Source organism: Streptomyces sp. NPDC048603, assembly GCF_043199475.1.
GTDB lineage: Bacteria > Actinomycetota > Actinomycetes > Streptomycetales > Streptomycetaceae > Streptomyces.
Window position 1 is genome coordinate 288427 of record NZ_JBICVY010000003.1, and the last position, 22038, is coordinate 310464.

A 22038-nucleotide genomic window follows, 5' to 3' on the forward strand; every position below is an offset into this window, starting at 1 on the left:
AGCAAGCGTGAGTGGAGCCACGGGCGCCGGAGCGGCCATGACCGGAGACAGCGGTGCCCGTGGCCCCGCCGCGGACGCGCAGGGGGCGACAACCGTGACGGACACCCGAGGACCGCAGCCGGCGACGGACGGTCAGGAGCGTTCCGCTCAGCCGTACCACCCGCCGCAGGCGTACGCGGCGCCGGCGGGCACCGACGCGCAGCGCAAGGCGCGCACGGGGGCCCGTACGACGCCCAGGACGCGCAAGGCGCGGCTGCGGGTGGCCAAGGCCGACCCGTGGTCGGTGATGAAGGTCAGTTTCCTGCTGTCGATCGCGCTGGGCATCTGCACCATCGTGGCGTCGGCGGTGCTGTGGATGGTCATGGACGCGATGGGCGTCTTCTCGACCGTCGGCGGCACCATCTCGGAGGCCACCGGTTCCAACGAGTCGAACGGCTTCGACCTGCAGTCGTTCCTGTCGCTGCCGCGCGTGCTCGTGTTCACCTCGGTGATCGCGGTCATCGACGTGGTCCTGATGACGGCGCTGGCCACGCTGGGCGCCTTCATCTACAACCTCTCGGCGGGCTTCGTGGGCGGTGTGGAGCTCACCCTCGCCGAGGACGAGTAGTCCCCCTCGCAGGGCCCTGACCAGCGATTTGGGAACTCCCGGGTCTGTGCGCTAATCTTCAGGAGTCAGCGCGCAGCGCGGAGGGGCTATAGCTCAGTTGGTTAGAGCGCATCCCTGATAAGGATGAGGCCACAGGTTCAAATCCTGTTAGCCCCACAGTACGGTTACGGCCCGGCGGATATCTTCCGCCGGGCCGTTGCCGTTGGGTCGTCAAGGTCGTTCCCAGATAACCGATCGGTATCGGTTGGTGTGTATTGTTGGGCGGCAGAAGACTCCTACGTCAAAGAGAGACGAGGTTCGCGCGGTGAAGAAGCTTCTCCTGGTCGCACTGGCCGCCATCGGCGGGCTCCTCGTGTACCGCCAGATCCAGGCGGACCGCGCCGAGCAGGACCTGTGGACGGAGGCCACCGACTCCGTGCCTTCCGGCTCCGGTGTGTGAGACCGAACGTTGTGACGCGAAGCCCCGGCCGCTTGAATGCGCCCGGGGCTTCGTGCTGCCCCGCGGCTGCGCGCCGCCCGCGGCACAAGGTTTCGGTTCGCGAATATTTCGATTGCGTTAGTAAATATGGGGTGGGGTGCGATGAGTCGGGTCCGTGGAACGCTGGCTGCGGCCGGAGCGGCGGCCCTGTGCGCGGTGGTGACCGGTGCCGCGCCGGGTGCGGCGTTCGCGGCCGGGGCTGACCCCGTACCGGAGTACCGGACGGGTCCGGACGCGCAGAAGGTGGAGGGCGGGGCGAACTCCGCGCTCGGGCCGCGGCTGGAGGCCGGCCGCTTCTACGCCGACACCGTCTCCCCGGAGCAGACGCGCTTCTACGAGGTGCGGCTGGACGCGGCGTCCAGCGTCTACGTCAGCGCGGTCGCCCACCCCAAGAGCGCGGCCAAGGTCGCTTACGGGGACGGCATCGAGATCGACCTGATCGACACCGACGGTCAGTCCTGCACCAGCCCCACGGGCGGCGTTTCCTTCTCCTCCTCCGAACAGGCCCGGCCGCTGGCCGACATCGCCGTCCGGCGGCTGGAGGAGGACGGCGAGTGCCAGCAGGCCACGAGCTACTACGTGAAGCTGACCCGGACCAGCGCCAAGGACTCCGACCGCTCTGCCTGGCCGGTGGAGCTCCACGTGCAGCGGGAGCCCGGACTCAAGGGCAGCAACGCCCCGCAGACCGGACCGAGCGTCTGGCCCTCGGCGCCCGTGGCACCGCCGTCCGACCAGCGGGTGGTCCGCGAAGGCGGTACCGGCTTCAACGACGCCCGGGCCATCGGGACCGGCGTGTGGGGCGACTCGGTGCGTCCCGGGCAGACCCTCTTCTACCGGGTGCCGGTGGACTGGGGGCAGCAGCTGAGCGTCAGCACGGAGCTGACCGGCGGCAAGCTCACCAAGTCATCCGCGTACGCCGGGAACGCGCTGATCACCGAGGTCTACAACCCGGTCCGGTCCAGGGTGGGCGAGGTCGCCGAATCGTACGACGGGAAGCTCGCCAAGGCCGAGGTCGGGCCGCTGGCCCCGGTGGCGTACGAGAACCGTTTCTCGGACACCAACGCTGTCCGCCCGGTCCGCGTCGCCGGCTGGTACTACCTGGCGGTGACGGTCAACAAGACGGTCGGCGAGTTCACGGCCCAGGACACCCCGCTGCAGCTGACCATGAGGGTCAAGGTCGACGGGACGGCCAAGGCCGCGCCGGCGTACGCGGAGAGCCTGGCCGGGGCCGGTCTCGGGGTCGACGACGACGACCGGGCCGCGGCCCGCGAGGGGCTGACCGCGCCGGAGGCCGCAGAGGCAGCGGACACCCGCTCGGCGATGGGCGTGGTGGCCGTGGCCGGGTTCGGCACGGGCACCCTGCTGCTCGCCGTCCTGGGCGGCTGGAAGCTGCTGGCGCGGCGGTCGGCGGCAGCGGCCTGAGCCGGCTCGTACGCCGCCTGAAGTCGGCTCGTACGCCGCCGGAGTCGCGCTACATGCGGGTGAGGGCCCAGATGCCCACGGCGTAGCAGGCCAGGGCGGAGACCAGCAGGGTCAGGGTGACCCGGCCGGACGGGCCGGCCCCCCGACCCTCCCGGCGGGCAGCCGGGACGGCCGCGTGGACCGGTGCTGCCTGTGCGGGTACCTGCGCGGGCGGCTGCGGAGGTACGTGCATCGGCGCGGTGGGCGCCGGTGAGGTGGGCGGCGGGAGGTGGAAGCTCCCCGTCTCCGACGGCTGCGCCCGGTACGGCTGGGGTTCGTACAGCTGGGGCTGGGGCTGGTGCGGCCGGGGCTGCTGCGCGGAGGTCCGCGTGGGCTCGGCATCGATGCCCGGGTCCGCGTGGTGGGCGGAGAACACCGTGGGCTCGGCCGCGTACGGTGCGGGCTGTCCCGGGACCACCGGCGCGGTGGGGGAGTCGGGGGTGACCGCCGAGGTGTTCTGCGGTCCCTGCGGGCCGAATCCGGCCGGCAGCGGGCCGATCTGGTCGAAGACCTCGATCGGCGGCTGGCCGGGGTCGTCCGGGGGCAGCAGCTCCACGGCCTCGGCAAGGGCCTTGCGTGCCCCTGTGGCCGTCTTGAAGCGGGCCTGCGGGTCCGGCTGCAGCAGCGTCGCCACGACCTGCCAGAGCGCCGCGGGGACCCCTTCCGGGGCGCCCGGGGTGCCGTACGCGCGGAAGTGGTCCACCAGGGCCTCGGAGTCGGGCTTGCGGCCCTGCAGGAGGTAGAGGGCGACCAGTCCGGTGGCGAACAGGTCGGCGGAGAAGTCCGGTTCGGCGCCGAGGAGTTGTTCGGGGGCGAAGTAACCGGGGGTGCCGACCACGTAGTTGGTCTCGGTCAGCCGGGGCTCGCCCTTGCGCATGGAGATGCCGAAGTCGGACAGCCGCAGGTGCGGCCGTCCCGTACCGGTGGCCTCCATCAGGATGTTGGCGGGTTTGATGTCGCGGTGGACGACGCCCTCCGCGTGCACCGCCGCCAGCCCGGACAGCAGCTGGTCCAGGAGGGTGCACACGAATCGCGGGGGCAACGGGCCGTAGTCGCCGATGACATGACCCAGCGAACCGCCGCTGACCAGGTCCATGGTGAACAGGACCTTGTCGTCGTCCGCCGCCCAGCTGGCGGGAGCCAGCACGTGCGGGTGGTCGATGCGAAGGGCCTGTTCACGCACGAAGCGGAGCAGGGTGTGGGCGTCGCTCTGCTGGAGCACCTTGGCGGCGACGTACCGGCGGCGCCGGTGGTCCCAGGCGCGCCAGACGGCTCCGGCCCCGCCCCGTCCGATCGGATCGATCAGTTCGTACCGCCCGGCGAAGATCTCACCCATCCGCGCGCCCGTCCCCCGTACTCCGCTACCGCTGTCTATGCCGTTGCCGCCGTGCCGTCGCCGGCGTCAGTTCTGGTGCGCCTCGTAGTGGGCGACCGCGTCGGCGGTGCGCCCGGCTCCGTAGACCCTGAGGAACTCTGCCAGTTCCGGGTGGCTGGGAGCGAGGGTGTCCGCCGCGTCGATGATGTCACCGGCGGCGGAGACCGACCGGAGCAGCGACTGGATCTCGCGGACGACCCGCTTGACGGTCGGGGCACCGGAACCGGTCGTGGTCTGGCCGCTGTTGCTGAGGACGGAACCGCCCTGGGTCTTCTTGATCTCGTCCATCCGGTCGGTGGCCTCGGCGGCGCTCACACTGCCGTCGGCGACCTGTCCGGCGAGCTCCTGCAGGGCCTGGACCCGCTGGACCACGGCCGGGTTGCCGATCTTCGCGCGCTGGCCGCTCATCAGCTGGGAAAGCATGGGCGCGGACAGTCCGAGGACGGCAGCGAGGCGGGCCTGGTTCAAGCCGAGATCATCTATGAGCCGGCGGAAGAGCGCGCCCAGTGGCTCCCCGTACCAACTGCGCTGGAGCTCTCTGGCTCTGGCGGTTGCCTCTTGCTGTACTGCGTCCACTCTTGCTACTCCCCTTCGCTGGTGCGAACCTCGCGAGCATCTTACGGAGAGTGGTCGCACGGCGGGAGTCCCTATCATTTTGCGGGATCAGGGGGTAAACCCGGTAGTCTGGTGTGCGGACATGGCCGTACCCTCCTGGGTAGCGGATCCGTCCGTTTTTCGGGGCCTTAGCTCAGTTGGTAGAGCGCTGTCTTTGCATGGCAGATGTCAGGGGTTCGACTCCCCTAGGCTCCACTTTTTTCACCCCTTCTGACCTGCTGAAACGCGGTCCGGAGGGGTGTTTTCGTTTCGTCCGCGGCGTGCGTCCCCGCCTGCGGGAACGCTTCGGGCCGGGGGCCGGGGAGCTTCCCGCGCGTGGTGGCCGGGGGCGCACCGGCCGGGGGCAGGTGTGTGGCGGGGGCACCTGGGCAGCCGGGGGTGGGCGGGCGCACCGTGGGGATCCCGTCGGGAAGACGGGGTCCGGCGGTGGGTGGGGGGATCGTGGGGATGCGCCTTGTACGGGAAGAAATATCGGTAGATGTCCGGGCCGGGCTCTGCGCGGAGCTCTTCGCCGCGCTGCCGCGCAGCGATCAGCGCCGCAAGGGCGAGCTGTACGTGCGCGGGCTGCTTCTCGCCGGCGGCCGCAAGTCGATCCGCAACATCGCGGCCTGCGTGGGGGACCGGGCGGCGGAGCAGAGCCTGCATCACTTCATCTCCTGTTCCACCTGGGACTGGAACCTGGTGCGGGCCGCCCTTGCACGGCACCTGGAGGAGACGCTGCGGCCGCGGGCCTGGGTGGCGCACTCGGTGGTCATCCCCAAGACGGGCCATCACACCGTGGGTGTGCGGCGGAGGTTCGTGCCGAGTCTGGGGCAGGTGGTCAACAGCCAGCAGGCGTTCGGGCTCTGGGCCGCGAACGAGGCGGTGAGCGTGCCGGTCTCCTGGCAGCTGTTGCTGTCCGGGGACGGCCCGGAGTGCGTCGCGGAGGGCGCCCGGGAGGTACGGGACTGGGCGGGGGGCCCGGTCCGGCCGGTGGTGCTGGACCTGCCGGACGCCGATCCGGCGGCGGCCGCCGTCCGGTTCGAGGCGGCGGGCCTGCCGTTCGTGATGTCCGTGTCCGGGGCCACGCCGGTGACGCCGGCGGCACCGGACCTGCTGGGCGGGGGCGGCCGGGAGTTCACCGCGGACCAGCTGCTGCGGACCGTACGGACCCTGCGCCGGCCGGTGACCTGGCGGGACCCGGAGAGCCGGGCGGTACGGACCTCCTGGGTGGCGGCGGTGCCGGTGCGGCTGCCGGGGGCCCGGCGGCCGATGCTCCTGCTGGGCGAGTGGGACGGGGCGGGCACCCGGCCCGTGCGGTGCTGGATGACCAGGATGGTCACGGAGCCCTGGGGACGGCTGCTGCGGCTGACCCGGCTGACCCGGCGGGTCGCCCTCGACTTCGGCGCGGTCTCCGCCCGGGTCGGCATGGTGGACTTCGAGGGCAGGTCCTTCGAGGGCTGGCACCGGCACACCACCCTGGCCTCCGTCGCGCACGCGGTGCGCGCGGCCGAGCGGGCCGGAGCCGGGGCCCGCGTGCCTCAGCCCGAGGCCCGGCCCGCCTGATCGCGGCGGCCGCGCAGGAGCGCGCGCCGGGTGCGCTGCATCTGGAGGGCCAGCTGGACCTCCAGCGCCTGGGACGGCTCCAGCCAGGAGGGGCCCAGGAGTTCGGTGATCCGTTCCAGCCGGCGCGAGACCGTGTTGGGGTGCACGTGCAGGGTCTCGGCGGCCCGGGTGGGGCTGCCGGCCGAGGCGAAGTAGGCCTCCAGGGTGCGTGCCAGGTCGGTGCGCTGCTGGGCGTCGTAGTCGAGGACCGGTCCGATGGTGTTGTTGACGAACTCGGCGGTGTTGGGGCTGTCGGACAGCAGCAGGCCGAGGAAGCCGAGCTCGCGGGGTGAGGCGGTGCCGCCCTTGCCGCCGAGGGCGGTGAGCGCGTCGAGGCAGCTGCGGGCCTCCTGGTAGGTGCGGCTGATCGCGGACAGCTCGGTGACCGGTCCGGCCGTGCCGATCGTGACCGGGTGGCTGAGGGCGGTGGACAGCTCCTGGGAGGCGGCCTTGCCGGCCGCTCCGGGGTCGGTGCCGGGGATCAGCAGGACGATGGACCCGGATTCCACGCTCTTGAGGCCGGAGTGCTGGTGGGCGTACGAGGAGGCCCAGATGACGGCGCGGCCCAGCGAGCCGCCCTCCGGGCGGGCGACCACCACGACGTGCGGTCCGTCCAGGTTCACGCCGAGGCGGCGGGCGCGTTCGGCGAGCTTGGCCGCCGGCAGCTGGTCCTCCTTGAGGAGGTCGTTGAAGAGCTCGTCGCGGACCTGTCCCTCGGCGGCCGCGGCACTGCGCTGCATGAGCAGGACCAGTGCGGCGGCCTGGGCGACCAGGCCGAGGAGCTGGACGCGCAGGTCGTCGGGGGCGGCGTCCCGGTCCTCGGGGACCGGGGTGAGGACCAGGGTGCCGAGCACTTCCTGGCCGGCCGAGGCGGGGGCGATCCACACCCCGGCGCGGGTGCGGACGGGGCGGCGTTCGGCGTGGGCGTCCAGTGAGGCGGCGCGGACGGCTTCCTCGGCGGGCGCCGGTGCGTCGCCGACCGCGGCGAGCGTACGGCCGGCGTGGTCGCGTACGGCGAGGGTGCCGCCGCCGAGCAGGGGAGCGGCCTCGGTGACGAGGGCGTGCAGGCCGCCGCCCTCCAGGACGAGGTCGATCAGGCGGCTGTGCGTATCGCGCAGCCGGTTGGCGGTGGCCGAGGAGTCCATGGCCCGGGAGGTGTTGAGTTCCAGACCGGCCACCTCGTCGCGGGCCTGGTCGAGCAGCCGGGTCTTCTCGATGGCCACGGCGGCGAGGTCGGCGAGGGAGCTCATCAGGGAGAGCTCGTCCGGGTCGAAGTGGCGGATGCGCCGGCCGGCCACGTACAGGTTCCCGAGTTCGCTCTCCTCGTGGCGGAGCGGCACCGCCATGATCGCGTGCAGGCCCTCGGCCCGGACCACGTTGTCGATCACCTGGGAGTGGACGAAGCTGTCGTCGTGCAGGTAGTCGGCCGACCAGAAGGGCGCGGACCGCTTCCTGGCCTGCAGGCCGACGCCGCCGGTCATGGGCACCTCGAAGCCGACGGTGATCGAGGAGGTGTGGCCGTCCGCGGCGCGGACGACGGACCGCCGCTCGGGGAAGTCGTGGAAGGTCACCCAGGACATGTCGAGGCCCAGCAGCAGCCGGGCCCGTCGGGTGATCACCTTGAGCAGGGTGTCGAGGTTGTACGGATGTGTCAGGTCGCGTGCGGTGTCGACGAGCGCGCTGAGGCCCGCCTCGCGCTGCTGACGGCGGGAGAACAGGCCGCGGATGTTCAGTGAGAGGTCCTTGGCGCGGGTCAGGCGCTCCAGGTCCTCCGGCGAGGCGCCCGTGTTCCGGGCCGTCTGCAGCACGCGCTCGAACTCCTCGGCGGGTGCCTCACGGGCCAGCAGTTCGAGCATCTCGGACATGCCGGTATGTGGCTCTCGGCTCCCCGACATCACGCATCGTCCCCCATCGACGTCCACTGTGGTGCCTGCCCGGTCGCGAACGTAGTCGCGCCAACAGCGCCTGGTCAACCTGGTCTTGACTCAAGAATGCCAGGTCAGAGCGGGGCGCGGTGGTGAGAGCACCGGGCCGTGTGCGCGATGTGGTTGCCTGGGCACCTTTTGGCGGCGTCCGATGCCCGATCAGTCTGGGGATGGGCGTCACGCCTGGTTGCCGCACCACTGTCTGCCCGGGGGAGCCGATGATTCAGACCCAGCGCTTCGAGCGCTCGCTGCAGCGCAGTCGCACGTCACTCAGCCGAGAGGACCGGCCGAAAGTGTTCGCCCTGTGCGGACGCGAGTGGGATCTGCTGGACGAGGTGTTCGCCCCGGTGTTCTGCCCGTCCACGGCGATCGCGGTGGACTTCCTCGATCTGGACGGTCCTGTTCCGCCGCCGGTGCCGCGCGGGGCGTCCTTCCTGGAGATCGGGTGCGGTTCCGGGGTGACGGCCGTGATGGCGGCCCTCGCCGGCTACGACCACGTGGTGGCGGCGGACATCAGCCCGCGCGCGGTGGAGAACACGGCCGCAAACGCCGAACGGCACGGTGTGGAGGCCCGGTTGCGGGCGGTGCACAGCGACCTCTTCTCCGGACTGGCGTCCGACGAGCGTTTCGACCTCGTCTTCTGGAGCTCCAACTACGTGCTGGCGCCGGAGGATTACCAGTACCAGTCGGTGCACGAGCGGGCCTATGTGGACACCGGGTACCGGGCGCACCGCCGCTTCCTGGAGCAGGTGCTGCACTGGCTCACCCCGACCGGATCCGCACTCCTGCACTTCAGTGACCGGGGTGACCTGCCGGAGCTCCACCGGATCGCCGGCCAGTCCGGACGGGAACTGACCTTGCTGCGCAGCGTGCGGGTCACGGAGCCGGAGTACGGCGGCGACGTGGTGGAGCACATGCTGTTCGAGATCCGGGCGGCCCGGGTCACTGCCTGAGGATCCAGGACTCCCGGAGCCGGCCCAGTTCGGCGGCCTCCAGGAAGCCGGCCACCTCCGCCATCCGGACCCCGAGGGTTTCCAGCAGGTCGATGTCCCGGCGTGCGTCCTCGTGTGCGTTCAGCAGGGTGTCCCCCCGGAGGTCGGCCTGGGCCGCCGCCTCCTCCAGCGCGTCCAGGGTGGCGACCTGTCCGGTGTTGCTGCCCACGAGTCCGCTGATGTGCCGCGCGGTGACGGCGGTCCAGAGCAGCCCCGGGGGGACGGCCCCGGCCGCGCGCAGCACGCGCCACCAGTTCCCGCCCAGGCGTTCCTCGCGGATCCGGTAGATGCTGCGGGCGAGCGCGATGCCGGCGGTGTCCCGGGCCCGCGCGGCGTGCACCGACTGTCCTGCGCGGGTCGCGAGCCGGTCGTTGACCTCTGCGTCGAGCAGGCCCACCGGCACCGAGGCCACGGCGACGACCGGGCCGAGCGGGCGGCCGGCGGCCAGGGCCCTTTCCATGCCGGCGAGGTAGGAGGTGAGGAATTCCTCGTACCGTCCGGCCGAGAAGACCAGGTCGGTGTCGACCCCGATGCCGAGGGCCAGGCAGCTCTCCATCGCGGCCAGTCCGGCGGGGGTCGCCGCGATGCGGACCAGCACGTTGGGGCGGCCGACCTCGGTCTGGATGGAGCAGGCGTCGGCCACGATGGCCTCCGCGTCATGGGCGATCCGGGGATCGACCGGCACGGACACCCGGCCGTAGCGTCCCTCGGTGCGGAGATACGTCTCCCAGAGCGTGTCGCAGGCCCGACGGACGGTCTCGGGGTCGGCGCTCGCCGCCACGGCGCCGTGCAGCAGCGCGGTCTCCGCGGGGCGGTACAGCGTGCCCGGCAGGAACTGCGTATCGCTTCCGGCCAGCCAGGGCGACACTCCCTCTGCCGCCAGCTGATTCAGCAGGGTAATGGCAGGTTCGCTCATCATGGGGCGAGCGTAGGGCCGTCGGCTTGCACAGTGCTCAATTTCCCTTCGTCCTTGTCAAGTCGGGATTTTCCGGCCCTGGCAGGGTCTGCGGAGGGCACCCGGGAGCCCGACAACCCGAACAACGTGGCCGAGGCGAACCTGTCCGCCGTCGAGTACCAGGCGCGCCGCGCCGTGGAGATCGCGGACGCCCTGAAGCGGGGGTTCGCCACGGTCTGAGCCGGAGCATGACGGAGGCCGCCCGTGTTCCACGCGATGTTTCACGTGAAACACGGGCGGCCTCGTGCAGGTGCCCCGCGGTGTGTGCCGTCTGCCGTCCGAAGAGAGGAAGAGGGTCAGCCGGTCCTGCGTCCGGCCCCCCGGAGGGTGGTCGCGGTCACCGCCAGGGCCAGGAGCAGCAGCCCCGCCCCCACCCCGAAGGCCAGGTGATAGCCGCCGGTCAGGGCTTCCGCCTCGGTCCTGCCGGCCGCAGCCAGGGACTCCGAGCGGGAGGCGGCCAGGGTGGACAGCACCGCGACCCCCAGGGCCATGCCTATCTGCTGCGTGGTGTTGAACAGTCCCGAGGCCAGGCCCGCGTCCGCCTCGCCGGCGTCGGACATGCCCAGGGTGGTCAGGGCCGGCAGGGCCAGGCCGAACCCGGCGGCCAGCAGCATCACCGGCAGCAGGTCCCGTACGTAGTCGGCCCGGACGGGGAGCCGGGTCAGCAGGCCGAGGGCGATGACCAGCAGGGCCAGTCCCGCCAGCAGGACGTTGCGCTCCCCGAATCGGTCCGCCAGCCGGGCCGAGATCCCCAGTGAGACCGCCCCGATCACCACCGCCGCCGGAAGCATCGCCAGACCCGTCTCGGCGGCCCCGTACCCGAGCACCTTCTGCAGGTAGAGGGCGACCAGGATCTGGAAGGCGAACAGGGCGGCGACCATCAGCATCTGGACCAGGTTGGCGCCGGTCACGGCGGCGGACCGGAAGATCCGCAGGGGCACCAGAGGGGTCCGGGCCCGGGACTGCCGCAGCACGAAGCCGGCCAGCAGGGCCGCGGCAAGCGCGGCGAGACCGAGGGTGCGGGCCGAGGTCCAGCCGTACCGCTCGACCTCGACCACGGTGAAGATGCCGAGCATCAGACCGGCGGTGACCAGTGCGGCGCCCAGTACGTCGGCACCGGCGCGCAGGCCCGGCCCCCGGTGGGCGCGGTCGCCGGGCAGCGCGGGCAGGGCGAGGAGCACGGCCGCGAGGCCGATCGGCAGGTTGATGAAGAAGATCCAGTGCCAGTCGAGCGCGTCGGTGAGGACCCCGCCCAGCACCTGGCCCAGGGAGGCGCCGGCCGCGCCGGTGAAGGAGAAGACGGCGATCGCCTTCGCCCGCTCACGGGCGTCGGTGAACAGGGTGATCAGGATGCCGAGACCGACCGCCGAGGCCATCGCCGAGCCGACGCCCTGGAGGAAGCGGGCGGCGATCAGCAGCGCGGGGGAGCCGGCGAAACCCGCCAGAAGCGAGGCGCCGGTGAAGACGGCGGTGCCCGCGAGGAACATCCGCTTCCGGCCGATCAGGTCCCCGAGCCGTCCGGCCAGCAGCAGCAGGCTGCCGAAGGCGATCAGGTAGGCGTTGACCACCCAGCTCAGCGAGGCGGGGGAGAAGCCCAGGTCGTTCTGGATGGCGGGCATCGCCACGGTCACGATGCTGCCGTCCAGGACGGTCATCAGCATGCCGGTGGAGAGCACGGCCAGGGCCGTCCAGCGCGACTGCAGCCGAAGTCGGAGCGGGCGCGGGGGCGGGGGCGGGGGCGTGGAGCTTCCGGGGGCAGAGGTGAGTGCGGCGGACATCGGTCCCTCCCATGGGTTCGGGCCTCGGCTCGGGCGTCGGCTCGGGCATCGGTTCGAGGCAACGGCAGGACCGTAGCAGATAGTTTTGTTGCAGACTATTTGTTTGGGGATGATTGCTAGGCTGGGTCCATGACCGCGATGTCACCCGCCCGGACCGAGCCCGACCTCTCCTTCCTGCTGGACCACACCAGTCACGTGCTCCGCACCCGGATGTCCGCCGCGCTGGCCGAGATCGGCCTCACCGCGCGCATGCACTGCGTCCTCGTCCACGCCCTGGAGGAGGAGCGCACGCAGATCCAGCTCGCCGAGATCGGCGACATGGACAAGACGACGATGGTCGTCACCGTGGACGCCCTGGAGAAGGCCGGTCTGGCCGAACGCCGCCCGTCCGCCAAGGACCGCCGCGCGCGCATCATCGCGGTGACCGAGAAGGGCGCCGAGACGGCCGCCGAGAGCCGGCGGATCGTCGACCGGGTCCACCGGGAGGCCCTGGCCTCCCTCCCCGAGGGCGACCGGCTGGCCCTGCTGCAGGGTCTGAAGCGGCTGGTCGAGGGGGACCTCGCGATCCCCTCCGACAGCCCCCGGTCCGCCCGCCGCGCCCGCCAGTAGGCCCCCGCAGGCCCACGGGAGGGTGCCGTCAGGGGGCGCTCCCGGCCCGGTTGGCCGAGAGTGGGGGAAGGCGTACAGACCGGGGGGCGACCAGCCGGAGGCGTACCACCATGGGGATCTTCGACTTCCTCAAGCACAAGAAGACCGAGACGGCCGAGAAGGGCACCGGCCGGCCCGGGGACCAGTCCGGCGCGGCCGGGCGGATGGCCGCGCAGCCCCGGCCGGCCATGCCGCACCCGGCGCCGCCGACCACCCACACACCCCCCGAGGCGGCCAAGAGGTCCGCCCCGCCGCAGCACAACGTCCTGCGCGGGCCGATGCCGGAGAAGCCGGTTCCCCCGCACGTGCCGCCCGGCACCGCCAAGCGGTCCGCGCCGGCCCCGTCCAAACACGAGGACGCCGACGGGAAGCAGACCGGCTGAGGCCCTGGCGGGCCGCTGGGGCCGCCGAACACGAAGGGCCCGGATCCACCGGATCCGGGCCCTTCGTGCTGCTTCCCGCCTCGTCTCGCCTGGTCTTGCCTGGTCTTGCCTCGTCCCGCCTGGTCTTTCCCGGCCGTGCGGGTCTCGCTACCGCTGCTCGTCCGGGCCGGTGGTGTCCGCCTCGGCTTCCTTCGCCTTCAGCTCGTCGTCGAGGTTCGGCGGCTCGGTGTCCCGCTCCGACAGCTCGGTCGGGGCCGGCGGCTCCACCAGCCAGTCGGGGTTCGACTGCTTGTCCCACCACCGCCACGCCGCGTACGCGGCGCCGACCAGCACCCCGGCCACCGCGACCCACTTGAGCGCGTGACCGCACTTGGCCCGCCGCTCGTGACGGCGCACCAGCTTCTGCACCTCCTTGGCCGACACCTGCCCGCGCAGCGCGGCGTACGCGGCGGTCGACCGGGAGGCCGCCTCCTCGGCGAGCGGGCGGCTCGCGGCGATGGCGTGCTCGATCTTGGGCGTCGTGTAGTCGGCGGCCTGCCGGGCGGCCTCGCGGGTCTTGTGGACGGCCACGACCGCCGCCCGGTCCACGTTCGGCGGGACGTGCGCCCGGGCCGCCTTCATCCGGGGGTGCAGGTGGCAGTCGTACGCCGAACGGGCGTGGCGCGCCGCCTCCTGCGCGGCGTAGGACACCTTCGGGGTCAGCCGGTCATTCGCCTCGTTCGCGTAGTGCACCGCCGCGTCCCGGACGGTCTCTGCGTACGGCACCACTGCGTCCGCGGCGTAGCGCACGGCGTCCTTCGCGCTTTCGGCCGCCGCGTGCGCGCTGTCCTTCGGGGTCACGGGATCCTCCTCCTCGGTGGCGGACACAGTTCACCTTTCCACCCTTTCCCGGATCATGCCCGCCATAACGGCGCGCGGCCTGTATGACAGGGCATACGGGTGGCCGATTCCGGCGATTTCCTGCCCGAGCGGCACACCGTGCGAGGATCTGGAACCGACAGTGATGACTATGGGAAGGCAGATCCGTGGCCGAGAAGCTCTACGCCACCCTGAGGACCAACCACGGCGACATCGAGATCGAGCTGCTGCCGAACCACGCGCCGAAGACCGTCCGCAACTTCACCGAGCTGGCCACCGGTGAGCGCGAGTGGACCCACCCGGAGGACGGGCGGAAGACCACCGAGCGGCTCTACGACGGCACCGTCTTCCACCGGGTCATCAGCGGGTTCATGATCCAGGGCGGTGACCCGCTGGGGAACGGCACGGGCGGCCCCGGCTACCAGTTCCCGGACGAGTTCCACCCCGACCTGGCCTTCACCGAGCCCTACCTGGTCGCCATGGCCAACGCCGGGCCGGGCACCAACGGCTCCCAGTTCTTCATCACCGTCGCGCCGACCGCCTGGCTCACCCGCAAGCACACCATCTTCGGCAAGGTCACCGACAAGGCCAGCCAGAAGGTGGTCGACGACATCGCCCGGGTCGACACCAATCCGCGCACCGAGCGCCCGCTGGCCGACGTGGTCCTGGAGTCCGTCGTCGTCGCGAAGCGCCAGTAGGCCGCCCCGGCCGGGCGCGCGGGAACCAACACGCCCCGTCCGTCCGTACTCGATGTGTACCGGACCGGCGGGGCGCCGTCCCGCCCCGTCGCCGCGCCGCCGACCGAGGGAACCGATGGACACCTGTTACCGGCACCCGGGCCGAGAGACCGGCATCAGCTGTACTCGCTGCGACCGGCCCATCTGCCCCGACTGCATGATCAGTGCCTCGGTCGGCTACCAGTGCCCCGAGTGCGTCCGCGGCGCGCCCGCCGCCGTGCCGCGCAACATCGCGGGCGGCGCGCTCACCACGGGCGACCCGCACCTGGTGACCAAGATCCTCATCGGGATCAACGTCGCGGTCTTCCTCGCGGTGCTCGCCAACCCCGCGCTGGCGCTCGACCTGGGGCTGCTGGGCCGGTACGCCGAATACCTGGGCGGACCGGTCGAAGGGGTCTCCTCCGGCCAGTACTACCGGCTGCTGACCTCGGTCTTCCTGCACCAGGAGTGGTGGCACATCGCGAGCAACATGCTCGGCCTGTGGGTGATCGGCGGCCCGCTGGAGGCGGCCCTCGGCCGGGCCCGCTACCTCACCGTGTACCTGCTGTCCGGCCTGGCCGGCAGCGCCCTGGTCTATCTCCTGACCCCGCCGAACCTGGCCACGCTCGGGGCCTCCGGCGCGATCTTCGGCCTGTTCGGGGCGACCGCGGTGCTGATGCGGCGGCTGAAGTACGACATGCGGCCGGTGGGCGTGATGCTCGTGCTGATGCTGGCCATGACCTTCATCCCGGAGGGCGTCTCCTGGCAGGCCCACATCGGCGGTCTGGTGGCCGGCGCCGTGATGGGGGCGGGCATGGTCCGTCCCGCCCCGGTGGCACCGAGCCCGGCGGCACACCGCAACCGGGCCGCGGCCCAGTGGTCGGCCTGCGCCCTGGTCTTCTGCGCGTCCGCGGCGATCATCCTGCTGCGCACGGCGGAGCTGACGCCCTGACCCGGGAGGGGCGCGTCATGCCCCGCAGGTTCCGGGTGCCCGGTGTTCTACGGGTGTCCCGTGTGAACCGAGAGCCCCGCGTGAACCGTGTGATCAGACAGACCCAGGACTGATCACACCGGCGTCAACGCGGGGCCACCCACTTACTTATCCACAGACCTTCGTATCTTTTCCTCAGGTGTGGATAGCGCTGTGGATAACTCAGGGGAGAACTTGCGCCCGGGCCCCCGGAGTGCTCGCTACTTCCACTGGGTGGAGACGCCGAAACCTGCTGCGATAAATCCGAAACCGACGACAATGTTCCAATTGCCGAGTGCCTCGACCGGCAGCTGGGTATCGGTCACGTAGAAGACGACGATCCATGCGAGGCCGATCAGGAACAGGGCCAGCATCACCGGGGCGACCCAGCTGCGGCTCGTCAGCTTGATCGCCTGCGCCTGCCTCGCGGCGGGCGGCGGGGTGTAGTCGTCCTTCTTACGGGTGCGTGACTTCGGCACGAGGGGATCTCCTGTCGATGCGCTGGGGACTTTGCCTCCCCCGGGCGTCCGTTAGCGTAGTGGGTCTGTGGCGTGTTGAAGGAGAAGGGTACGTTGAGCAATTCCGACGACTCCTCCAAGGGTCCCCGGCGCCGGGCCATACCGGTCCGGCTGCTGACGGCCGCCGTGTTCGCCCTGGCCGGGCTCATCTTCGTGACCAGCTTCAACACCTCCAAGGGTACGAACATCCGCACGGACGACTCCATGCGCAAGCTGTCCGACCTCATCCACGAGCGCAGCCGGGGCAACACGGAGCTGGAGGAGAGCGCCGGGACCCTCCGCAAGCAGGTCGACGCCCTCGCACAGCGAGACAACGGCAGTTCCGACGCCGAGGACGCCAGGCTCCGCGCCCTGCAGGCCGGCGCGGGCACCCAGGAGATCGCGGGCAAGGCCCTGTCGGTCACCCTCAACGACGCCCCGCCCAACGCCAAGGCCCGCATCCCCAGCGTCCCCGAGCCGCAGCCCAACGACCTGGTGATCCACCAGCAGGACGTGCAGGCCGTGGTGAACGCGCTCTGGCAGGGCGGCGCCCAGGGCATCCAGGTGATGGACCAGCGGCTGATCTCCACCAGTGCGGTGCGCTGCGTGGGCAACACCCTGATCCTCCAGGGCCGGGTCTACTCCCCGCCGTTCAAGGTGACCGCGGTCGGTGACCCGGCGGCGCTCCGCAAGGCCCTCGCGGCCTCCCCGGCGATCCAGAACTACCAGCTGTACGTCAACGCCTACGGACTGGGCTGGAAAGTCGACGAGTACAAGGCGCTGACACTGCCCGGCTACTCCGGCACAGTGGACCTCCACTATGCGAAGCCCGTGGAGACCGCATCCCGCTGAGACCGCTCGCACCGGCACCGCTTCCGTCGGCACCGCTTCCGCCGGCCCCGCGCGGTTCGTGCGGCTGGCCGTGCGGACCTTCAGCGAGGTCTGCCTGACCGCCGGCACGCTGATCGTCCTGTTCGTCGCGTACGTGCTGCTGTGGACCGGTGTGAAGGCCGACCAGGCCATGGCCGGCGAACGCGACCGGCTGCGCGACCGCTGGGCCGCGGCAGCCGCCGGCCCCCTGCCCGGGGCGCCGCAGCCTCCACAGCCTCACCAGGCGCCTCAGGGGTCACAGACGCCCCGGACGCCCGCCGCGCCGCCGTCCCCGCCCACAGCCCCCTCCTACGCCCCGGGCGAGCCCTTCGCCGAGATGCGCATCCCCCGCTTCGGCCGGGACTGGGTCAAGCCCGTGCTGGAGGGCACCGGCACCGAGCTGCTCAAGAAGGGCCTCGGCCACTACCCGCGCACCGCCGCCCTCGGCGGCACCGGCAACTTCGCCGTGGCCGGGCACCGCCGCACCTACGGCGACCCGTTCAAGGACTTCCCCGAACTGCGCCCGGGGGACGCCGTCGTCCTCGAGGACGGGACGACCCGGTACACCTACACGATCCGGAACAAGCCGCTCCGGACGCTCCCCGCGGACGTCGCCGTGGTGGACCCGGTGCCCCGGCGCTCGCCCTTCACCGCACCCGGCCGCTACCTCACCCTCACCACCTGCGACCCCGAGTGGGGCCACAGCCACCGTCTCGTGGTGTGGGCCGAACTGACAGACGCAAGACCGGTCCGGCGCCCCAGCCCTTAGGCTGGTCCGGAACAGAACACAGGGGGTACGGGAAGGACGACGGGCGGTATGTACGGCTGGATCTGGCGGCACCTGCCGGGCAACGCGTGGGTACGCGCGCTGATCTGCCTGGTGCTGGTGCTCGTCGTGGTGTTCGTGCTGTTCCAGTACGTCTTCCCATGGGCCGAGCCGCTGCTCCCGTTCAACGATGTGACCGTCGACGAGGGATCTGGAGCTAGCCGGTGAGCGCGCGCATTCTGGTTGTGGACAACTACGACAGCTTCGTCTTCAACCTCGTTCAGTACCTGTACCAGCTCGGCGCCGAGTGCGAGGTGCTCCGCAACGACGAGGTCGAGCTCTCGCACGCCCAGGACGGCTTCGACGGCGTGCTGCTCTCCCCGGGCCCCGGCACCCCCGAGGAGGCCGGGGTCTGCGTGGACATGGTGCGCCACTGCGCCGCCACCGGTGTCCCGGTCTTCGGCGTGTGCCTGGGCATGCAGTCCATGGCCGTGGCCTACGGCGGCGTGGTCGGCCGCGCCCCCGAGCTGCTGCACGGCAAGACCTCGCCGGTGCTGCACGACGGCGCCGGGGTCTTCGCCGGCCTGCCCTCGCCGTTCACCGCGACCCGCTACCACTCGCTGGCCGCCGAGCCCGGCACCGTCCCCGACGAGCTCCAGGTGACCGCCTGGACCGAGGACGGCATCATCATGGGCCTCAAGCACCGCGAGCACGACGTGGAGGGCGTCCAGTTCCACCCCGAGTCGGTGCTCACCGAATGGGGCCACCGCATGCTGGCCAACTGGCTGGTGAGGTGCGGCGACAAGGGTGCGGTGGAGCGCTCGGTGGGGCTGGCCCCGGTGGTGGGCAAGGCCGTCGCGTGACCTCGTACGCGCCGCCCGCGCCCACCGGGGGCCGGGCCGCGCGGCGCAGGGCCGCACAGGAGGCGGCGAAGCGGGCGCGGCGGCGGCGCCGGGGCGGGCCCCTGGTGATCGCCGGCCGTGCCCTGGGCGAACTGTTCATCACCGTCGGCGTGGTGATGCTGCTCTTCGTCACCTACCAGCTCTGGTACACCAACGTGATCGCCGAGCGGCAGGCGAACGGGGCGGCGGGCTCGCTCCGGCAGGACTGGGACAACGGGGCACCGGCCCCGCCCGTCACGGCGTTCTCGCCCGGCCAGGGCTTCGCCATCATGCACATCCCCAAGCTGGACGTGAAGGTCCCGGTGGCCGAGGGGACCAGCAAGCCCAAGGTCCTCGACCGGGGCATGGCCGGGCACTACTCCGAGGGCGCGCTCAAGTCGGCCATGCCCGCGGACAAGACGGGCAACTTCGCGGTGGCCGGCCACCGCAACACCCACGGCGAGCCGTTCCGGTACATCAACCGGCTGCGCCCGGGGGACCCGATCGTCGTCGAGACGCGGGACGCGTACTACACGTACGAGATGACCTCGATCCTGCCGCAGACCCCGCCCTCCAACATCTCGGTGATCAAACCGGTTCCGGAGGGGGCGGGCTTCACCGGGCCCGGGCGGTACATCACGCTGACCACCTGCACCCCCGAGTTCACCAGCACCTACCGCATGGTCGTATGGGGCAGGATGGTCGGCGAACGCCCGCGGAGCCAGGGCGCTCCGCCCGCGCTGTCGGGCGCGTAGACGCTCGCAGAGCCCGTAGGTCCGGGCCTCGTAGAGCTCGTGGAACAGACGTGAGGACCCCGCGGTGCCCCGTGCCGGCCATGCTGCTGCCCGTCCCCGCCGCCACCGGCTGGCGGCCCTCCTCGGCCTGCTGGGCGAGCTGCTGATCACCGCGGGTCTGGTGCTGGGGCTGTTCGTCGTCTACTCGCTGTGGTGGACCAATGTCCTGGCGGACAGGAACGCGCAGGCCAGGGCGGACGAGGTCCGCGCCCGGTGGCGCACGGCCGCGCCCGCGCCGTCCTCCTCGCCGGCTCCCGGGGCCGGTCCGGGCGCGCTGGACACCGACGGCGGCATCGGCTTCCTGCACGTGCCGGCGATGCGCAACGGGGAGGTACTGGTCAAGCGCGGGACCTCGCCGGAGGTGCTCGACGACGGGGTGGCCGGGTACTACACCGAACCGGTCAAGTCGGCGCTGCCGTGGGACGCTTCGGGCAACTTCTCGCTGGCCGCCCACCGCGACGGGCACGGGGCGAAGTTCCACAACATCCACAGGCTGCGGAAGGGCGACCCGATCGTCTTCGAGACCCGGGACACCTGGTACGTGTACAAGGTCTTCGCCGAGCTGCGTCAGACCTCCAAGTACAACGTGAACGTGCTCACTCCGGTACCGGAGGAATCGGGCCGCGACCGGCCCGGCCGCTACATCACGCTGACCACCTGCACGCCCGTCTACACCTCCAAGTACCGCTACATCGTGTGGGGCGAGCTGGTCCGCACGGAGAAGGTGGACGGCAAGCGCACCCCGCCCGCCGAACTGGGCTGACCCCGGCGGCACACATGCCGGAAGGCCGGGCCCTCCTGGGCCCGGCCTTCCGGTGTGACGGTTTCCGTGTCCGGCGCGGCTAGTTGCTCCGGCCGAAGTCGAAGAAGCCGCCGCCGCGGTTGTCCCCGTCGTTGCCGCCGTCCTGCTGGCCGCCCGCCGTGAACAGGGTGATCTGGCTGTTCGGCGGGACCTGCTGGCCGGCCTGCGGGGAGGAGCCGGCGACCCGCGCGTTGTCGTCGGTCGCCGTTCCGATCACCTGGCCGAGCTGCAGACCGCTCGCGGCGAGCAGCGCCTTCGCCTCGCCCACCGTCCGGCCGACCAGGTTCGGTACCGGTACCTGGACCTGCGCGGCCGCCTTGGCGATCTCCACGTTGATCACGGTGCCCGGGAGGACCTCGGTGTTCGGCGGCTGGCTCTGGCTGACGATGGTCTTCGGCGGCTCGGTGGACTCCACCTCCGTGGTGCTGCCCAGCTTGAGGTTGGCCTCCTGGAGCGCCTTCTTCGCCTGGGCCGCCGTCTTCCCCTTGAGGTCGGGGACCAGTGCCTTCGACTGCTCCTTGGCCACGGTGAGCGTGATCACGGTGTTCTTCTCGGCCTGCGACTGGGCCGGCGGGTTCTGCTTGAGGACGGCGCCCGGGGTACGGTCCGCCGACTCCTCGCTCTTCCGGTCGACCTGGAAGCCCTTGTCCCTCAGCTGCTTCTCGGCCGCGTCGAACTGCAGGCCCAGCACGTCCGGCACGGGGATCTTCGGGGCGCCGGTGGACACCTTGACCTTGATCTCGCCGCCGTCGTCGAGGCGGCCGCCCGGCTCCGGGTTCTGCGAGCAGATCATGCCCTTGGGCTGGGTGTCGCAGGGCTCCTCGGCCTCCTTGACCACCTTGAGCCCGACGTTGGCGGCGTTCCGCGAGGCGTTGTCGAAGGACTCGCCCACCAGCTTCGGCACCTGGGGCCGGTTGTCCGCGGTGTTGCTGAACAGCGAGCGGCCGATCAGGATCGCGCCGACGAGGACCAGCAGGCCCGCGGCGACCAGCAGGACGGTGGAAGCCCGGTTCTTCTTCTGGCCGCCGCGGCGGCGCGAGCCGCCCTGGTCGTAGCCCTGGTCCGGGTAGTAGCCGTCGCCGCCGGGCGGCATCGGGGGCATCATCGAGGTCTGCCCGCCGGGCTCGGCGGTGCGCAGGGCCGCGGTGGGCTGGTCGTAGCCCTGGGGGTGGCCGTAGCCGCCCTGGTCGGGGTAGCCGTAGCCGGCGACGCCCATGGACGCGGTGGCGGCGACGGGCTGGCCGTCGAGGCAGGCCTCGATGTCGGCCCGCATCTCGTCGGCGCTCTGGTAACGGAAGTCGGGGTCCTTGACCAGCGCCTTCAGGACGATGGCGTCCATCTCGGGCGTGATCTCGGGGTCGAAGTTCGACGGGGGCTGCGGCTCTTCCCGGACGTGCTGGTACGCGACGGCCACCGGGGAGTCGCCGATGAACGGCGGCCGGACGGTCAGCAGCTCGTAGAGCAGGCAGCCGGTGGAGTACAGGTCGGACCGCGCGTCGACCTGCTCGCCCTTGGCCTGCTCCGGCGAGAGGTACTGGGCGGTGCCGATCACCGCGGCGGTCTGGGTCATGGTCATTCCGGAGTCGCCCATGGCGCGGGCGATGCCGAAGTCCATCACCTTGACCTGGCCGGTGCGGGTGAGCATGACGTTCGCGGGCTTGATGTCGCGGTGCACGATGCCGGCCCGGTGCGAGTACTCCAGGGCCTGGAGGATGCCGGTGGTCATCTCCAGGGTGCGTTCGGGCAGCAGTTTGCGGCCGGAGTGCAGGAGCTCGCGCAGGGTGGACCCGTCGACGTACTCCATCACGATGTACGGGATGGAGATGTTGTCGACGTAGTCCTCGCCGGTGTCGTAGACGGCGACGATCGCGGGGTGGTTGAGCGAGGCGGCCGACTGGGCCTCGCGGCGGAACCGGGCCTGGAAGGACGGGTCGCGTGCGAGGTCGGCGCGCAGGGTCTTGACGGCGACGGTACGGCCGAGCCGGGTGTCGTGGGCGAGGTACACCTCGGCCATGCCACCTCGGCCGAGCACGTGGCTCAGCTCGTACCGGCCGCCGAGGCGACGCGGCTCTTCCATAACTTC

General features: G+C 71.6%; 24 protein-coding genes and 2 tRNA genes. 18 read left to right on the top strand and 8 right to left on the bottom strand.

Going from position 1 to position 22038, the window contains the following annotated elements; all coding sequences use genetic code 11:
• Nucleotides 1-7 precede the first annotated feature (7 nt).
• The 4 genes from ACGFQ9_RS07915 (at nucleotide 8) to ACGFQ9_RS07930 (ending at nucleotide 2507) form a co-directional block, all read left to right on the top strand.
• On the top strand, nucleotides 8-607 hold the full coding sequence (locus tag ACGFQ9_RS07915) for a DUF3566 domain-containing protein (protein WP_393572319.1): 600 nt from the start codon (nucleotides 8-10) through the stop codon (nucleotides 605-607).
• Between the two features lie 82 nt (nucleotides 608-689).
• Nucleotides 690-763 (top strand) — tRNA-Ile (locus ACGFQ9_RS07920).
• Between the two features lie 148 nt (nucleotides 764-911).
• On the top strand, nucleotides 912-1046 hold the full coding sequence (locus ACGFQ9_RS07925; protein WP_208809277.1) for a DLW-39 family protein: 135 nt from the start codon (nucleotides 912-914) through the stop codon (nucleotides 1044-1046).
• A 141-nt stretch (nucleotides 1047-1187) separates the two neighbouring features.
• Nucleotides 1188-2507: a hypothetical protein gene (locus ACGFQ9_RS07930; protein ID WP_393572320.1), complete on the top strand. Its 1320-nt coding sequence runs from the start codon at nucleotides 1188-1190 to the stop codon at nucleotides 2505-2507.
• A 49-nt stretch (nucleotides 2508-2556) separates the two neighbouring features.
• Here ACGFQ9_RS07930 and ACGFQ9_RS07935 read toward each other — a convergent pair whose 3' ends face one another.
• Nucleotides 2557-3882 (bottom strand): serine/threonine-protein kinase, encoded by a 1326-nt coding sequence (locus tag ACGFQ9_RS07935; RefSeq protein ID WP_393572322.1) that lies wholly within the window; start codon nucleotides 3880-3882, stop codon nucleotides 2557-2559.
• A 66-nt stretch (nucleotides 3883-3948) separates the two neighbouring features.
• Nucleotides 3949-4497 (bottom strand): helix-turn-helix domain-containing protein, encoded by a 549-nt coding sequence (locus tag ACGFQ9_RS07940; protein ID WP_393572324.1) that lies wholly within the window; start codon nucleotides 4495-4497, stop codon nucleotides 3949-3951.
• Nucleotides 4498-4658: 161 nt separating this feature from the next.
• Here ACGFQ9_RS07940 and ACGFQ9_RS07945 point away from each other — a divergent pair.
• Together ACGFQ9_RS07945 and ACGFQ9_RS07950 are read left to right on the top strand one after the other, a co-directional pair.
• A tRNA-Ala gene (locus ACGFQ9_RS07945) sits at nucleotides 4659-4731 on the top strand.
• 252 nt (nucleotides 4732-4983) lie between these two features.
• Entirely contained in the window at nucleotides 4984-6081 is a 1098-nt protein-coding gene (locus ACGFQ9_RS07950; protein ID WP_393572325.1) for an IS701 family transposase, read from the top strand.
• Here the strand turns inward: ACGFQ9_RS07950 and ACGFQ9_RS07955 are convergent.
• Complete coding sequence (locus tag ACGFQ9_RS07955; protein WP_393572327.1) at nucleotides 6057-7985, bottom strand: helix-turn-helix domain-containing protein; 1929 nt, start codon at nucleotides 7983-7985, stop codon at nucleotides 6057-6059. The two genes, ACGFQ9_RS07950 and ACGFQ9_RS07955, sit on opposite strands and share 25 nt — an antisense overlap.
• Nucleotides 7986-8263: 278 nt before the next feature.
• Here ACGFQ9_RS07955 and ACGFQ9_RS07960 point away from each other — a divergent pair, with 278 nt between their 5' ends.
• Entirely contained in the window at nucleotides 8264-8998 is a 735-nt protein-coding gene (locus ACGFQ9_RS07960; RefSeq protein ID WP_393572329.1) for a methyltransferase domain-containing protein, read from the top strand.
• Here ACGFQ9_RS07960 and ACGFQ9_RS07965 read toward each other — a convergent pair.
• Nucleotides 8988-9956, bottom strand: coding sequence for a transaldolase family protein (locus ACGFQ9_RS07965; RefSeq protein ID WP_393572331.1), 969 nt, complete (start codon nucleotides 9954-9956; stop codon nucleotides 8988-8990). The genes ACGFQ9_RS07960 and ACGFQ9_RS07965 overlap by 11 nt on opposite strands.
• 51 nt (nucleotides 9957-10007) lie before the next feature.
• Here ACGFQ9_RS07965 and ACGFQ9_RS07970 point away from each other — a divergent pair, with 51 nt between their 5' ends.
• Nucleotides 10008-10172 (top strand): hypothetical protein, encoded by a 165-nt coding sequence (locus ACGFQ9_RS07970; RefSeq protein WP_393572332.1) that lies wholly within the window; start codon nucleotides 10008-10010, stop codon nucleotides 10170-10172.
• A gap of 116 nt (nucleotides 10173-10288) precedes the next feature.
• Here ACGFQ9_RS07970 and ACGFQ9_RS07975 read toward each other — a convergent pair whose 3' ends face one another.
• Nucleotides 10289-11770, bottom strand: coding sequence for an MFS transporter (locus ACGFQ9_RS07975; protein ID WP_393572334.1), 1482 nt, complete (start codon nucleotides 11768-11770; stop codon nucleotides 10289-10291).
• 129 nt (nucleotides 11771-11899) lie between these two features.
• Between ACGFQ9_RS07975 and ACGFQ9_RS07980 the strand changes: the two genes are divergently transcribed.
• Together ACGFQ9_RS07980 and ACGFQ9_RS07985 are read left to right on the top strand one after the other, a co-directional pair.
• Nucleotides 11900-12379, top strand: coding sequence for a MarR family winged helix-turn-helix transcriptional regulator (locus ACGFQ9_RS07980; RefSeq protein WP_393572335.1), 480 nt, complete (start codon nucleotides 11900-11902; stop codon nucleotides 12377-12379).
• 110 nt (nucleotides 12380-12489) lie between these two features.
• A complete protein-coding gene (locus tag ACGFQ9_RS07985) occupies nucleotides 12490-12801 on the top strand; it encodes a hypothetical protein (protein WP_393572337.1) in 312 nt (103 codons plus the stop codon).
• A 147-nt stretch (nucleotides 12802-12948) separates the two neighbouring features.
• Here ACGFQ9_RS07985 and ACGFQ9_RS07990 read toward each other — a convergent pair whose 3' ends face one another.
• The gene (locus ACGFQ9_RS07990) at nucleotides 12949-13641 is read right to left on the bottom strand and encodes a DUF5324 family protein (RefSeq protein WP_393572338.1); all 693 of its coding nucleotides are present in this window, start codon (nucleotides 13639-13641) and stop codon (nucleotides 12949-12951) included.
• 185 nt (nucleotides 13642-13826) lie between these two features.
• On the opposite strand from ACGFQ9_RS07990, the gene ACGFQ9_RS07995 reads away from it, so the two are divergent.
• Together ACGFQ9_RS07995 and ACGFQ9_RS08000 are read left to right on the top strand one after the other, a co-directional pair.
• Nucleotides 13827-14357, top strand: a complete 531-nt coding sequence (locus ACGFQ9_RS07995) for a peptidylprolyl isomerase (protein ID WP_393572340.1) — start codon at nucleotides 13827-13829, stop codon at nucleotides 14355-14357.
• 115 nt (nucleotides 14358-14472) lie between these two features.
• Nucleotides 14473-15327 (top strand): rhomboid family intramembrane serine protease, encoded by an 855-nt coding sequence (locus ACGFQ9_RS08000; protein ID WP_393572342.1) that lies wholly within the window; start codon nucleotides 14473-14475, stop codon nucleotides 15325-15327.
• Nucleotides 15328-15566: 239 nt separating this feature from the next.
• Here the strand turns inward: ACGFQ9_RS08000 and crgA are convergent, their stop codons facing one another.
• Nucleotides 15567-15824 (bottom strand): cell division protein CrgA, encoded by a 258-nt coding sequence (crgA, locus tag ACGFQ9_RS08005; RefSeq protein ID WP_393572343.1) that lies wholly within the window; start codon nucleotides 15822-15824, stop codon nucleotides 15567-15569.
• Nucleotides 15825-15917: 93 nt separating this feature from the next.
• Here crgA and ACGFQ9_RS08010 point away from each other — a divergent pair, with 93 nt between their 5' ends.
• The 6 genes from ACGFQ9_RS08010 to ACGFQ9_RS08035 all read left to right on the top strand — a co-directional run bounded on the left by ACGFQ9_RS08010 (nucleotide 15918) and on the right by ACGFQ9_RS08035 (nucleotide 19916).
• Nucleotides 15918-16694 carry a DUF881 domain-containing protein gene (locus ACGFQ9_RS08010; protein WP_393572345.1) on the top strand — a complete coding sequence of 259 codons (777 nt, stop codon included), beginning with the start codon at nucleotides 15918-15920 and terminating at the stop codon, nucleotides 16692-16694.
• Nucleotides 16663-17481, top strand: coding sequence for a class E sortase (locus ACGFQ9_RS08015; RefSeq protein WP_393572347.1), 819 nt, complete (start codon nucleotides 16663-16665; stop codon nucleotides 17479-17481). The genes ACGFQ9_RS08010 and ACGFQ9_RS08015 overlap by 32 nt, the downstream gene beginning before the upstream one ends.
• A gap of 48 nt (nucleotides 17482-17529) precedes the next feature.
• A complete protein-coding gene (locus ACGFQ9_RS08020) occupies nucleotides 17530-17706 on the top strand; it encodes a hypothetical protein (RefSeq protein ID WP_393572349.1) in 177 nt (58 codons plus the stop codon).
• Nucleotides 17703-18341, top strand: coding sequence for an aminodeoxychorismate/anthranilate synthase component II (locus tag ACGFQ9_RS08025; protein ID WP_393572351.1), 639 nt, complete (start codon nucleotides 17703-17705; stop codon nucleotides 18339-18341). Before ACGFQ9_RS08020 ends, ACGFQ9_RS08025 begins: the two co-directional genes overlap by 4 nt.
• Nucleotides 18338-19114 carry a class E sortase gene (locus tag ACGFQ9_RS08030; protein ID WP_393572353.1) on the top strand — a complete coding sequence of 259 codons (777 nt, stop codon included), beginning with the start codon at nucleotides 18338-18340 and terminating at the stop codon, nucleotides 19112-19114. Before ACGFQ9_RS08025 ends, ACGFQ9_RS08030 begins: the two co-directional genes overlap by 4 nt.
• Before the next feature lie 64 nt (nucleotides 19115-19178).
• Entirely contained in the window at nucleotides 19179-19916 is a 738-nt protein-coding gene (locus tag ACGFQ9_RS08035; protein ID WP_393572355.1) for a class E sortase, read from the top strand.
• Between the two features lie 79 nt (nucleotides 19917-19995).
• On the opposite strand, the gene pknB is transcribed toward ACGFQ9_RS08035, so the two are convergent.
• Nucleotides 19996-22032: a Stk1 family PASTA domain-containing Ser/Thr kinase gene (gene pknB, locus ACGFQ9_RS08040; RefSeq protein WP_393572357.1), complete on the bottom strand. Its 2037-nt coding sequence runs from the start codon at nucleotides 22030-22032 to the stop codon at nucleotides 19996-19998.
• Nucleotides 22033-22038 lie beyond the last annotated feature (6 nt).